This window comes from Rhizobium terrae, from assembly GCF_003425685.1.
In the GTDB taxonomy this organism is placed as follows: Bacteria; Pseudomonadota; Alphaproteobacteria; order Rhizobiales; family Rhizobiaceae; genus Neorhizobium; species Neorhizobium terrae.
This window is the reverse complement of the sequence record NZ_QJKM01000010.1, coordinates 200,439-214,513: the sequence shown is the minus strand read 5'-3', so window position 1 is coordinate 214,513 and position 14,075 is coordinate 200,439. Positions and strand designations below refer to the sequence as shown.

Genomic DNA, 14,075 nt, shown 5'->3' with positions numbered 1-14,075 from the left:
CGACTGGACATGACCGCTGAAATTCTCTCGCTCAGCCTGCAGCTCTCCATGCCGGAGCTTATCCTGGCCGTGGGCGCGCTCGTTCTCCTGATGATCGGCGTCTTCTCCGGCGACAAGTCGTCGACGACGGTGACCGGCCTTGCCGTGGCGCTGCTCGCTGTCGCCGGCCTCTGGCTGATCTTCATGTCGGGCGAGGGCGAGGCCTATGGCGGCGCCTTCAAACTCGACGCCTTCGGCCGCTTCATGAAGGTGCTCGCACTGATCGGCTCGATCACCGCCATGGTCATGTCCGTCGGCCACGCGAAGTCCGACCAGCTCAACCGCTTCGAATTCCCGGTGCTGCTGGTGCTCTCGACGCTCGGCATGCTGCTGTTGATCTCGGCCAACGACCTGATCGCCTTTTATCTCGGCCTCGAACTGATGTCGCTGGCACTCTATGTCATCGCCGCCTTCAATCGCGACAGCCTGCGCTCCACCGAAGCGGGCCTTAAATATTTCGTCCTCGGCGCGCTCTCTTCCGGCATGATGCTGTACGGCATGTCGCTGGTCTACGGTTTCACCGGCAATACCGGCTTCGACGAGATCGCCAGGGTTCTGACCGCAGAACACCGTGGCCTCGGTCTCGTCTTCGGCATGGTCTTCGTGCTCGCCGGCGCCTGCTTCAAGATCTCCGCCGTGCCGTTCCATATGTGGACGCCGGACGTCTACGAAGGTGCGCCGACCCCCGTCACCGCCTTCTTCGCCGCCGGCCCCAAGGTCGCCGCCATGGCGATCCTGGTGCGCATCGTCTCCGACGCCTTCCTGCCGATCGTTGCCGACTGGCGCCAGATCATCGTCTTCGTGTCGATCGCCTCCATGCTGCTCGGCTCGTTTGCCGCGATCGGCCAGCGCAACATCAAGCGGCTGATGGCCTATTCCTCGATCGGCCACATGGGCTATGCTCTGGTCGGCCTTGCCGCCGGCTCCGAGACGGGCGTTTCCGGCGTCGTCCTTTACATGACCATCTATATGATCATGACGCTCGGCACGTTTGCCTGCATCATGGCGATGCGTCGCAAGGAAGGCGGCAATGTCGAAAATGTCGACGATCTCGCCGGCCTTTCCTCAACCAAACCCTTCATGGCGATCGTGCTCACCGCACTGATGTTCTCGATGGCCGGCATCCCGCCGCTCGCTGGCTTCTTCGCCAAGTACTTCGTCTTTGTGGCGGCGATTGAGGCGAAGCTTTACGCGCTGGCGGTCATCGGCGTCCTCTCCTCGGTCGTCGGCGCCTATTATTACCTTCGTATCGTCAAGCTGATGTGGTTCGACGAAGCCAAGGGCGAGTTCGCCCGTATCTCCGGCGAACTGCGCTTGGTCTTCGGTCTCTCGGGTCTTTTCGTTACGGCCTATGTGTTGTTCGGCGGCCCGATCGGCTCGGCTGCAAACGCCGCCGCCAAATCCTTCTTCTGAGGATGATCGGAAGACGCGGCCGTTTCTCGCTCGATGCGTTTCGCCACGAAGCGCTTGATGAAGTCGGCTCCACCAATAGCGAATGTCTCGCCCGCGCCCGCGCGGGCGATTCCGGTTTGTTGTGGCTCACCGCCACCCGCCAGCTCGCCGGCCGCGGCCGTCGCGGCCGTGCCTGGACGTCGGAGCCCGGCAATCTCTACGCCTCCCTGCTGCTGATCGATCCCGCACCGCCCGAACGCATCGCGTCGCTGCCGCTTGCCGTTGCCGTCGCCGTGCACGCGGCCATCCGCGCGGTCTTGCCGCCGGGCGGCGACCCGCTGGAAGTAAAATGGCCAAACGATGTTTTGATCGGCCGCCGCAAGACCTGTGGTATCCTGTTGGAAGGCGAGGGCCTGCCGGAGGGCCGCCGCGCGCTTGTCATCGGCATCGGCATCAATATCCGCCATATGCCGGATAACCCGGCCTATGCCGTGACCCGGCTTGCCGACCACGGCGCCAACATCTCGCCCGACGAGCTTTTCGCCCATCTTTTCAGGGAGATGGTCGAGGTTCTGGAATCATGGGACGAAGGCCGTGGCACCGCGGAGATCAGCCACCGCTGGCGCGAGGTCGCCTGCGGCATCGGCGAAAAAATCACCGTGAACCTGCCGGACCGCTCGCTTGTTGGCACATTCGCAGGTATCGATGACAAAGGATTTCTGCTGCTCGACACCGGGCTGGGCGCGGCTCTTCCGATCGCCGCCGGTGATGTGTTTTTTCAAAGAATGGAATAGACAAAGATATGGCCAACCAAGAAGAACTGGTGTTTCTGCCGCTCGGCGGCGTGGGCGAGATCGGCATGAACCTCGCCCTCTACGGCTACGGAACGCCGGAGAAGCGCCAGTGGATCATGGTCGATTGCGGCGTCACCTTCCCGGGGCCGGAGCTGCCGGGCGTCGATCTCGTGCTGCCGGATATCCGCTATCTCGCGAACCAGCGCAACAACCTCAAGGCGATGATCATCACCCACGCCCATGAGGATCATTACGGTGCGATGAACGACCTGTGGCCCGGCCTCAACGTGCCGGTCTATGCGTCGCCCTTCACCGCCGGCATGCTGGAGGCGAAGCGCGATTACGAAGGCTCGCGCGCCGAGATCCCGGTGACGATCTTCAAGGCCGGCGACAGGATCAATGTGGGTCCGTTCGAGATCGAGGCCGTCGGCGTCAACCACTCCATCCCCGAGCCCATGTCGCTGGTCATCCGCACGCCGCTCGGCAACGTGGTCCATACCGGCGACTGGAAGATCGATCATGCGCCGTCGCTCGGCCCGCTCACCGACGAGACGCGCTTCCGCAAGCTCGGCGACGAGGGCGTGCTGGCGCTGATGTGCGACTCGACCAATTCCATGCGCGAGGGTGTTTCGCCCTCCGAGGAGGAAGTGTCGGAAGGCCTGCGCCAGATCATCGAGGCCGCCGAGGGCAGGGTGGCGATCACCACGTTTTCGTCCAATGTCGGCCGCATCCGCTCCATCGCTCAGGCCGCCGAAGCCGCCGGCCGCGAAGTACTGCTCCTCGGTTCGTCGCTGAAGCGCGTCGTCGACGTCGCCCGTGATATCGGCATCATGGAAGGCCTGAAACCCTTCATCGCCGAGGACGAATACGGCTATATCCCGCGCGACAAGATCGTCGTCATCCTTACCGGCAGCCAGGGCGAGCCGCGCGCCGCGCTTGCCAAGATCGCCCGCGACGAGATGCGCAATGTGGCACTGACCTCGGGCGATACGGTTGTCTTCTCCTCGCGCACCATTCCTGGCAACGAAAAGGCGATCCTCGAGATCAAGAACGGCCTGATCGAGCAGGGCGTCAAGGTGGTGAGCGATGGCGACGCGCTGGTGCACGTCTCCGGCCATCCGCGCCGCAACGAGCTTCTCAAGATGTATGAGTGGACCCGGCCGCAGATCCTCGTGCCGGTGCACGGCGAGGCGGCGCATCTGACGGCGCAGGCGGAGCTCGGCGCATCCGCCGGCATCAAGACCATTCCGCGCGTCCGCAACGGCGACATGCTGCGCCTGGCGCCCGGTCCGGCGGAAGTCATCGACGCGGCGCCCCATGGCCGCATCTTCAAGGACGGCAAGCTGATCGGCGATTTCGAGGAAATGGGCATCGGCGATCGCCGCAAGCTCGCCTATGTCGGACATGTCGCCGTCAACGTGCTGCTCGACAACCGCTATGACTTCGTGACGGATCCGGACCTCGTCGCCTTCGGCCTGCCGGAATTCGACGATGAGGGCGAGGACATGGAGGATACCCTTTATGATGCGGTGCTCGGCGCCGTCGAAAGCATTCCGCGCGCACGCCGCAAGGATCTCGACATGGTCCGCGAAGCGATCCGCCGCGCCGTCCGCGCCGCCGCCAACGAGGCTTGGGGCAAAAAGCCGGTGGTGACGGTGTTCGTGACGCGGGTGTGAGGAGCGAGGGGCGGCCCCCTCACTTGCGGTTTCTAACACTTAGCCTTTGGCTAAGTGTTAGAAACCGCTTTCTCTCCCGCAGGGGGAGAGATAGGAGCGCAGGCGCTGTCCCAGCCTACCCCCTTGCGGGAGAGGACGAAAAATCAGCATCTTAGCCGGAGGCTAAATGCTAGATTTTTCAGGTGAGGGGGCGGGAATGGTTACAGTTCCCAAAGGAGGACACATGCTCGGACGCGTCAATCACATCGCCATCGCCGTGCCGGATCTGGCCGCCGCCACCGCGATCTATCGCGATACGCTCGGCGCCCGTGTTTCCCAGGCGCAGGCACTCCCGGAGCACGGCGTGACGGTGGTGTTCGTTGAACTTCCCAACACCAAGGTGGAACTGCTCGAACCTTTGGGCGAGAACTCGCCGATTGCCGCCTTCCTGGAGAAAAGTCCTTTCGGCGGGATGCATCACATCTGCTACGAGGTGGACGATATCATCGTCGCCCGCGACAGCCTCAGGGCCGCCGGTGCTCGCGTGCTCGGGGACGGCAATCCCAAAACCGGTGCGCATGGAAAGCCCGTTCTCTTCCTGCATCCCAAGGATTTCAACGGTACGCTGGTCGAGCTTGAGCAGGTCTGAGGCCGGGGTAGTTCCAAGGAGAATCTGCCCACGCTCCGGCACAACTGACGTTCAAGGTAATAAGCCGCGCCAACTGCCGCACCCTTAATACAAACAACCTCAATGCCTTACCCCACCTTCCGGAATCACTTTCGCAAGGTGCGGCATCGCGTCCGCATCGGGCGGTTTGAGCTTTGCCGCCTTTCGGCCTATAAGGCCGCTCTCTGACGAAACCGGAAACCAATCCATGTCGCTGCTGACGGTCGCCGCCATCTATTTCATCATCTGGTGGACCGTGCTCTTCATCGTGCTGCCGCTCGGTTATCGCAGCCAGCAGGATGATGGGGAGGTGACGAACGGCACGGTGGAAAGCGCGCCGACGAAGTTTCGGGGCGGCCGCGTGGTTCTCATGACGACCGTGATCTCCGCCGTGCTTTACGCAGCTTACCATTTTATGTCGAGTTATCTGGGCTTCGGCATCGCCGACATTCCCAATATCGTTCCGAGCTTCGAATAGACGCGGAAATGTCATCTGCCTGTCATCATTCGAGGGCATAGGAGCGCCGGAAGCGAATGGCCTGATCGGGAAGGCGGGCAGCCGCCTTGAGAGCTGTATGCCGTCGAGAAAGCAAAAAAAAACAAGGCGGTTAGGCCTTGTTTTTAGTATCGCGTGATCCTTAACCGTTGCCGGGGCAGCGAACGAGCGCGCCTAAGATCTGATCCTCCCAAGACTTGACCGCGAAATGGCAAGAATTTGAACTCCTTGCCTGTTTTGTGAGCTGACCGTAGCCCAACAGATGGGCTTTGTCACCCAGTTTTTTTGTATTTTTGACACAGTTCGATAAAATTTTTCAGTTGACATAAATGTCGCACGTTTGCCACGAAATCCCCGCTTTTTGCCGATTTGTCGTTGCCGGCTGAATCGCGGTTCCCAGTGCGATTCCTGTGGGAGCGGGTTCCCATCAAAGCCCGGAACGGCTATGTACCCAGGCCATATCGTTCAAGAAATGGCCGATTCCCGTCGTTCCAGGGACCGGCCCGGCAACCTCGGAAATCTCGATGCGCCTTTCCCGCTATTTTATGCCTATCCTAAAGGAAAACCCCAAGGAGGCGGAAATCGTCTCGCACCGGCTGATGCTGCGTGCCGGCATGATCCGCCAGCAGAGCCAGGGCATTTATTCCTGGCTGCCGCTCGGCAAGCGGGTGCTCGACAAGGTCAACGCGATCATCCGCGAGGAGCAGAACCGGTCGGGCGCGATCGAGCTCATCATGCCGACCCTGCAATCCGCCGAGCTATGGCAGGAAAGCGGCCGTTACGACGCCTATGGCAAGGAAATGCTGCGCATCAAGGACCGGCAGGACCGGCCGATGCTCTACGGCCCCACCAACGAGGAGATGATCACCGACATTTTCCGGTCCTACGTCAAATCCTACAAGAACCTGCCGCTCAATCTCTATCACATCCAGCTGAAGTTCCGCGACGAGATCCGTCCGCGCTTCGGCACCATGCGCTCGCGCGAATTCCTGATGAAGGACGCCTATTCCTTCGACCTGACGAAGGAGGGCGCCGAGCACGCCTATCGCAGGATGTTCACCGCCTATCTGCGCACCTTCTCCAGGCTTGGCCTGCGGGCCATTCCGATGCGCGCCGATACCGGCCCGATCGGCGGCAACCTGTCCCACGAATTCATCATCCTGGCCGAGACCGGCGAGTCGGAAGTCTTTTCCCACAAGGATTTCGTGAATTTCGACATTCCCGGCGTCGACACCAATTTCGACGACGTCGAGGCGCTGCAGGCGATCTTCGACAAATGGACCTCGGTCTATGCCGCGACCTCGGAAATGCATGACGAGGAAGCCTTCAACGCCATTCCGGAAGAGGATCGTCTCTCGGCCCGCGGCATCGAAGTCGGCCACATCTTCTATTTCGGCACCAAATATTCCGAGCCGATGGGCGCCAAGGTGCAGGGGCCGGACGGCAAGGAACACCTTGTCCACATGGGGTCCTACGGCATCGGCCCGACCCGCCTTGTTCCCGCCATCATCGAAGCATCGCATGATGAGAACGGAATCATCTGGCCGGCCTCCGTCGCGCCCTTCGACGTCGTGGTCATCAATATGAAGCCCGGTGACGAGTCCTGCGACCGGATTTCGGAGACGCTCTACGGCGGCTTCACGACGATCGGCAGGGACGTGCTCTACGACGATACGGATGAGCGCGCCGGCACGAAGTTCGCGACCGCCGATCTCATCGGCGTGCCCTTCCAGGTGATCGTCGGCCCCCGCTCCGCCGCAGCCGGCGAAGTGGAGGTCAAGGACCGCAGGACGGGCGAGCGCGAAACGCTGACCGTCGAGGCGGCCATGAACAAGCTTGCCGGGCGCTGATCCGGCAGGCTGCCGGGTCGGATATGCGTGGAGCATTTCCGGGAAAAGGACCAGGCTTTTCGTCCGGAATTGCGACAGACAGAGATAGGCAGGCTTGAGGAGACGGCATGGCAAGCGTCGCGGCGAATGGTGAGGCGGAAAAGGCGGGGCGCTCTCCCTCGGCCGGGCCTTTTTCGGCTTTCGAACGGATGGTGGCTTGGCGTTACCTGCGCTCCCGCCGCAAGGAAGCCTTCATTTCCGTCATCGCCGGTTTCTCCTTCGTCGGCATCATGCTGGGCGTGGCGACGCTGATCATCGTCATGGCGGTCATGAACGGTTTCCGCACCGAACTCATCTCGCGCATCCTCGGCATCAACGGCCATATGATCGTCCAGCCGATCGATGGCCCCTTCACCGATTATGCCGAGCTCACCCAGAAATTTTCCGCCGTGCCGGGGGTCAGGATGGCGCTGCCGCTGGTGGAAGGCCAGACGCTTGCCTCAGGCCGGGGCGGGGCGGGTTCCGGGGCGCTCGTCCGCGGTGTCCGCCCGGAGGATCTCGAAAAGCTCACCGAGGTCGCCGGCAACATCAAGTTCGGAGATATGGTCGGCTTTGCGTCGGGCCAGGGCGTGCTGGTCGGTTCGCGGCTTGCAGCCCAGCTCGGCCTCAATGCCGGCGACCAGATCACCCTCATCTCCCCGGAAGGCGACGTGACCCCCATGGGGGTCAACCCGCGCGTCAAGTCCTATCCGGTATCGGGCATATTCGAGATCGGCATGTCGGAATATGATGCGACGATCATCTACATGCCGCTCGAGGAATCGCAGCTCTATTTCAATGCCGATGGCCTCGTCCAGTCGATCGAGCTCTTCATCGACAACCCGGACAACGTCGACGGCCTGCGTCCGCTGGTGGAAGCCGCCGCCGGAAGGCAGATCTTCATCACCGACTGGCGCCAGCGCAACCAGACCTTCTTCTCCGCCCTCCAGGTGGAGCGCAACGTCATGTTCATGATCCTGACGCTGATCGTGCTGGTGGCCGCCCTCAACATCATTTCCGGCCTCATCATGCTGGTGAAGGACAAGGGCAGCGATATCGCCATCCTGCGCACCATGGGCGCGGGGGCGGGCGCGATCATGCGCATCTTCTTCATGACGGGTGCTGCGATCGGCATCGTCGGAACGTTTGCCGGTGTGGTGCTGGGCGTGGTCGTCTGTCTCAACATCGAATCGATCCGCCAGTTTTTCTCGTGGGTCTCGGGTACCGTCCTCTTCGACCCGGAACTCTATTTCCTGAGCCAGCTGCCGGCCGAGATGAGCTTTGGCGAAACGCTGTCCGTCGTCCTCATGGCGCTGGTGCTCTCCTTCATCGCGACCATCCTGCCGGCCTGGCGGGCCTCCAGGCTCGACCCCGTCCAGGCCCTCCGATACGAATAGGTCCAAATCCTTCATGGCACGCAAAACTGTCTTGCAGCTCTCGGGCGTCGAACGTCACTACGGCCAGGGCGAGACCACGCTTTCGATCCTGAAGGGAGTGGATTTCGAGCTGAAGACCGGCGAGATCGTCGCGCTGGTCGCCCCCTCGGGAACCGGCAAGTCGACGCTGCTGCATCTCGCCGGCCTGCTCGAACATCCCGATGGCGGCGAAGTGTTTGTCGACGGCCGCGCCTGCAACGGCCTTGCCGATGGCGAGCGCACCGCGATCCGCCGCGCGGAGATCGGTTTCGTCTATCAGTTCCACCATCTGCTTCCGGAATTCTCGGCGATTGAGAACATCATGATGCCGCAGCTCATTGCCGGCCTTTCCAAAGCGGAAGCGAAGGAGCGGGCGGGGCAGCTTCTGGACTACATGCGCATCGGCCATCGCGCCGAACACCGCCCGTCCGAGCTTTCCGGCGGCGAACAGCAGCGTGTGGCGATCGCCCGCGCCGTCGCCAATGCGCCGCGTGTGCTTCTCGCCGACGAGCCGACCGGCAATCTCGACCCGAAGACCGCATCCTATGTGTTCGATGCGCTGGAAGCTCTGGTGCGCCAGTCGGGTCTCGCCGCCCTCATAGCCACCCACAATCACGACCTCGCCGCCCGCATGGACCGCCGCGTCACCATCGAGGGCGGCAAGGTCGTGGAGATGTAGCCGCCGCTTCGCTTGCGGTTTTGCCCGATGCGCATATAATTTGCGCATGATGTGGAGGAATTCCCATGCCGTCAGCCGTTCGTAAACCCGCCAACCTCTCCCTCGACTCCCGCCTGTTGTCGGAAGCGCGCGAGTTGAACATCAATATCAGCCGCGCCGCCGAGGAGGGGGTTGCCAGCGCCATAAAGGCAGAGAAGGAGCGGCTTTGGCGGATCGAAAACACCGAAGCGATCCAGGCGGAAAACGAATATATCGAAAAACACGGCCTGCCGCTCGCCAAGTACCGGCAGTTCTGATGGCGCGTTTTGAAGTCTTCCGGATGAAGGACGAGCCCTTCCTCCTGCTCGATCTTCAGTCCGATCTTCTGGATACCTTGCCCACCCGTGTGGTTGTCCCGCTCTTTCCGGCAAGTGAGATGTCTTGGTCGATTGACAGGTTGAACCCGCGTTTCGAAATCGATGGGCACGTCTATGTGATGGCGACCCAGAGGATGGCGGCGGTGAAGGCCAATGAATTCGGCCCGTTCGTGACTGATCTCAAGGCTCACTCGGATACCATCACCAAGGCGACCGACTTCCTGTTTCAGGGTTTTTGAACAGCCGCCGCCCGTGGACGAAATTTGCTCCCGGTCTCTGTACGATCAAAGACTTACACGAATTTTCGTCCCCCTTCATCCCCGCCCTCAGGACCCTTGCCTATACTGTGCCCGTCCCGCATCGGATACACCGCAAGGCGTTGCGGCGAGGCGGGGCCGGCGCGGTGCGAGAGGATAGGACGCAAAGCCTCCGGCATCGGGTTCCCGGAAAATGGTTTCCCTCCGGCGACACGGGAGAAGCGATGCGGTTACGGACCGGCCCTTTCGCTTCCGATGCCCGAAAGAGCGCGCCGGGCGTGCCTGTGCGGCACACATGAGGGCTGACCCGGATGGTTTCGCCGGATGTCTGGTCTGGAGTCCCGGATCGGGTCCGGGGACGAAACCGGCGGCAAAGGACCGTTCGGTCCGGCCTTCGCAGAGGAACCGGAGTCGCGGATAAAAATCCTCGGGTTTAACCCGAGGACCAACGGGGCTGAGAGGTGTCACCTATTACTTAACTACAAGGCAGCTTTCAGCGCCCCGTCCGATCCATGTCTCCGATCGGACTGGTTTTCCAGGCCCGGACGCTACCGCATGCGCATGGGCGTGCGGTGGCGGCTTAACCTTCCGTTTACCAGCGTATCGAGGATATCGCGACTTGTTCGTTTCCTGTCTGTTCTCCTGTTGACTCATAAACAAAATGAGAACAAATTAAAAACATAAGAGAACACGGGAGACGACGATGACTGACCTTATTCGTGACATTGCCGCATTCGCTTCCATCGCCACCTTCGTGGCCAGCCTCTCGATGATCATGATGGCCATGTGATGAGCAGCCTCGGCCGAAAGGCGTTGAGGAGGAAAATCCGAACTGGACTCTCAAGGCCGTGCGCCGGACAATAGCCTGATTCATGAAATGGATATGGCGTGGACATGGCAGATACGGCGGATGCGAAATCGGGTTCGGAAGAGCTGGGGAACTCCCCTCAATTCGTCCATCTGCGCGTCCATTCGGCCTATTCGCTTCTTGAAGGCGCATTGCCGCTCAAGAAGATCCTTTCGAAGGCGGTCGCGGACAATCAGCCCGCGATTGCCATCACCGATACCAACAATCTCTTTGTCGCGCTTGAATTCGCCCAGAAGGCGATCGACGACGGCCTGCAGCCGATCATCGGCTGCCAGCTCTCGATCGACATGGAAGACCAGTCGGACGAGCGCCGCAACAGCCACCAGCAGCTCGCCAAGCTGCCGGCGGTCGTCGTGCTTGCCGCCACTGCGGCGGGGTATGAAAGGCTCGTCGATCTCATCAGCCGTGCCTATCTGGGCGGCGAGGGACATCAGGCGACTCACATTCGCCGCTCCTGGCTGGAAGAGGGCGGTACGGAGGGTCTCATCGCGCTCACCGGCGCTTCCACCGGTCCGGTCGACATGGCCATGAAAGAGGGCAATGCCGCGCTGGCCGAGGCGCGACTGCTTACGCTCAAGCGGATTTTTGGCGATCGCCTCTATGTCGAGCTGCAACGTCACGGCTCCTACGACCGCCGCCACGAACAGAAGATCGTTTCGCTCGCCTATGACCACGACCTGCCGCTGGTCGCGACGAACGAGGCCTTTTTCCCGACCAAGGCGGATTACGACGCCCATGATGCTCTGATGGCGGTGGCGCACAATGCCATCGTCTCGGACGACAGTCGTTTCCGGCTGACGCCGGACCACTATCTGAAGAGCCGTGCGGACATGGCGAAGCTTTTCGCCGACCTGCCGGAAGCGCTGGAGAACACGGTCGAGATCGCCCGCCGCTGCTCCTTCATCCTGAAGACCCGCAACCCGATCCTGCCGCGCTTCACCGGGGCGACGGACGATCCGGCCGAGGCCGAACGCGCCGAGGCCGCCGAACTTCGCCGCCAGTCCGTCGAAGGGCTGGAGGAACGGATCGCCACGCTCGGCATGACTGCCGGATATACGGAGAAGGATTATCGCGAACGGCTGGATTTCGAGCTCAGCGTCATCGAGAAGATGAAGTTCCCGGGCTATTTCCTGATCGTCTCGGACTTCATCAAATGGGCGAAGCTTCAGGGCATTCCGGTCGGTCCGGGACGCGGTTCGGGTGCGGGCTCGCTGGTCGCTTACGCGCTGACCATCACCGACGTCGATCCGCTGCGCTTTTCGCTGCTGTTCGAGCGCTTCCTCAATCCCGACCGCGTGTCGATGCCGGACTTCGACATCGACTTCTGCCAGGATCGCCGCGAAGAGGTGATCCGTTACGTGCAGCAGAAATATGGCCGCGAGCAGGTGGCGCAGATCATCACCTTCGGTTCGCTGCAGGCGCGCGCCGCTCTGCGCGATGTCGGCCGTGTGCTGGAAATGCCCTATGGCCAGGTCGACAAGATCTGCAAGCTGGTGCCGAACAACCCGGCCAACCCGACGCCGCTGTCGAAGGCGATCGAGGAGGAACCCAAGCTGCAGGAGGAGGCCGAGAAGGAGCCCGTCGTCGCGCGCCTCCTCGATATCGCCCAGAAGATCGAGGGCCTCTACCGCCACGCTTCGACCCACGCCGCCGGCATCGTCATCGGCGACCGGCCGCTGTCGAAGCTCGTGCCGATGTATCGGGATCCGCGTTCCGACATGCCGGTCACCCAGTTCAACATGAAATGGGTGGAGCAGGCGGGCCTGGTGAAATTCGACTTCCTCGGGCTGAAGACCTTGACGGTGCTGAAGACGGCGGTCGATTTCTGCCGCAAGCGCGGCATCGAGATCGATCTGGCGAAAATCCCGCTCGACGATAAGAAATCCTACGAGATGCTATCGCGCGGCGAGACGGTCGGCGTGTTCCAGGTGGAAAGTGCCGGCATGCGCAAGGCGCTGATCGGCATGCGGCCGGACTGTATCGAGGACATCATCGCCCTTGTGGCGCTCTACCGTCCCGGCCCGATGGAGAACATCCCCACCTACAACGCCCGCAAACATGGCGAGGAGGAGATCGAATCGATCCATCCGATGATCGATTACCTCCTGAAGGAAACCCAGGGGGTCATCGTCTACCAGGAACAGGTCATGCAGATCGCCCAGGTCCTGTCGGGTTATTCGCTCGGCGAAGCCGATCTTCTGCGCCGTGCCATGGGTAAGAAGATCAAGGAGGAAATGGACAAGCAGCGTGCCCGTTTCGTCGACGGCGCGGTGAAGAACGGCGTTTCCAAGCCGCAGGCCGACAACATCTTCGACCTTCTCGCCAAGTTCGCCAACTACGGCTTCAACAAGTCGCATGCCGCGGCCTACGCGATCGTCTCCTACCAGACCGCCTATATGAAGGCGCATTACCCGGTCGAGTTCCTGGCAGCCTCGATGACCTACGATATGTCGAACAGCGAGAAGCTGAACGACTTCCGTCAGGATGCGGGCCGCCTCGGCATCGCCGTCATTCCGCCTTCCGTCCAGACCTCCTACCGGCATTTCGAGACGGGCGAGAACAGGATCTATTACGCGCTTGCCGCCATCAAGGGGGTCGGGGAGAGCGCCGTCGATCACATCACCGAGGTGCGTGGCGACCAGCCGTTCCGGAGCATAGAGGATTTCTGCCTGAGGATCGATCCGAAACAGGTCAACCGCCGTGTCATGGAAAGCCTGATCTCGGCGGGTGCCTTCGATTGCTTCGGCCGCGACCGCGCCGAACTGATCGGCGGTCTCGACCGGATCATCGGTTATGCCCAGCGCGCCCAGGGAGAGAAGGTGAGCGGCCAGCACGACATGTTCGGTTCGTCCTCGGCTTCCGGGCCGGAGACGCTGATCTTCCCGCCGTTCAATCCGTGGATGCCGTCTGAGAAATTGATGCGGGAATATCAGGTTCTCGGTTTTTACCTTTCGGCCCATCCGCTGGATTCCTACGCCAATGTTCTCGCCAAGATGCGCGTTCAGACATTTGCGGATTTCTCCGCAGCCGTGAAACAGGGGGCAACCGCCGGCCGCCTCGCCGGAACGGTGACGAGCCGGCAGGAGCGCAAGACGCGCACCGGCAACAAGATGGGCATCGTCGCCTTCTCCGATTCGTCCGGCCAATTCGAGGCCGTCCTGTTCTCCGAAGGGCTGGCGCAATACCGGGACCTGCTGGAGCCCGGCAAGTCGCTGGTCATCACCGTGCAGGCGGAAGAACGGCCGGAAGGGATCGGGCTGCGTATCCAGACGGCCCAGTCGCTGGAGGAGAAATCGGTGCAGATGCAGAAGGCGCTGCGCGTCTATGTCCGCGATTCCGGTCCCTTGCGCACCGTGGCACGCCATCTCAATGCCAAGGGAGACGGATTGGTTTCCTTCGTCGTCATCAAGGACGACGGCAGGCGCGAGATCGAGGTGGAGCTGACGGAGAAATACCGCATCTCCCCGGAAATCGCCGCGGCGCTCAAGGCGGCGCCGGGCATTCTCGATGTCGAACTCGTCTGATCCGCTGGGGTTCGCACCCGTCCGGCGAGGAGGCGGGGCCTTGTTTCGCACCATTGTCGCCGGCG

At 61.7% G+C, this 14,075-nt stretch carries 11 protein-coding genes; all 11 read left to right on the top strand.

The window, feature by feature from the left end; genetic code table 11:
* Positions 1–9 precede the first annotated feature (9 nt).
* The 11 genes from nuoN to dnaE all read left to right on the top strand — a co-directional run bounded on the left by nuoN (position 10) and on the right by dnaE (position 14,010).
* Positions 10–1,452 carry an NADH-quinone oxidoreductase subunit NuoN gene (nuoN, locus tag DMO26_RS20160; RefSeq protein WP_117193958.1) on the top strand — a complete coding sequence of 481 codons (1,443 nt, stop codon included), beginning with the start codon at positions 10–12 and terminating at the stop codon, positions 1,450–1,452.
* A 2-nt stretch (positions 1,453–1,454) separates the two neighbouring features.
* On the top strand, positions 1,455–2,225 hold the full coding sequence (locus DMO26_RS20155) for a biotin--[acetyl-CoA-carboxylase] ligase (protein ID WP_117193957.1): 771 nt from the start codon (positions 1,455–1,457) through the stop codon (positions 2,223–2,225).
* Positions 2,226–2,233: 8 nt separating this feature from the next.
* Positions 2,234–3,901: a ribonuclease J gene (locus DMO26_RS20150; RefSeq protein WP_117193956.1), complete on the top strand. Its 1,668-nt coding sequence runs from the start codon at positions 2,234–2,236 to the stop codon at positions 3,899–3,901.
* Between the two features lie 223 nt (positions 3,902–4,124).
* Positions 4,125–4,529, top strand: coding sequence for a methylmalonyl-CoA epimerase (mce, locus tag DMO26_RS20145; RefSeq protein ID WP_117193955.1), 405 nt, complete (start codon positions 4,125–4,127; stop codon positions 4,527–4,529).
* A 226-nt stretch (positions 4,530–4,755) separates the two neighbouring features.
* Positions 4,756–5,025 (top strand): DUF1467 family protein, encoded by a 270-nt coding sequence (locus tag DMO26_RS20140; protein WP_117193954.1) that lies wholly within the window; start codon positions 4,756–4,758, stop codon positions 5,023–5,025.
* Between the two features lie 542 nt (positions 5,026–5,567).
* Entirely contained in the window at positions 5,568–6,893 is a 1,326-nt protein-coding gene (proS, locus tag DMO26_RS20135) for a proline--tRNA ligase (protein ID WP_117193953.1), read from the top strand.
* 107 nt (positions 6,894–7,000) lie between these two features.
* Complete coding sequence (locus tag DMO26_RS20130; RefSeq protein WP_117193952.1) at positions 7,001–8,308, top strand: lipoprotein-releasing ABC transporter permease subunit; 1,308 nt, start codon at positions 7,001–7,003, stop codon at positions 8,306–8,308.
* Between the two features lie 13 nt (positions 8,309–8,321).
* Positions 8,322–9,005: an ABC transporter ATP-binding protein gene (locus DMO26_RS20125; RefSeq protein ID WP_117193951.1), complete on the top strand. Its 684-nt coding sequence runs from the start codon at positions 8,322–8,324 to the stop codon at positions 9,003–9,005.
* A 65-nt stretch (positions 9,006–9,070) separates the two neighbouring features.
* A complete protein-coding gene (locus DMO26_RS20120) occupies positions 9,071–9,301 on the top strand; it encodes a type II toxin-antitoxin system CcdA family antitoxin (protein WP_117193950.1) in 231 nt (76 codons plus the stop codon).
* Complete coding sequence (locus tag DMO26_RS20115) at positions 9,301–9,600, top strand: CcdB family protein (protein WP_117193949.1); 300 nt, start codon at positions 9,301–9,303, stop codon at positions 9,598–9,600. Before DMO26_RS20120 ends, DMO26_RS20115 begins: the two co-directional genes overlap by 1 nt.
* Before the next feature lie 912 nt (positions 9,601–10,512).
* Positions 10,513–14,010: a DNA polymerase III subunit alpha gene (dnaE, locus tag DMO26_RS20110; protein WP_117193948.1), complete on the top strand. Its 3,498-nt coding sequence runs from the start codon at positions 10,513–10,515 to the stop codon at positions 14,008–14,010.
* Positions 14,011–14,075: the final 65 nt, after the last annotated feature.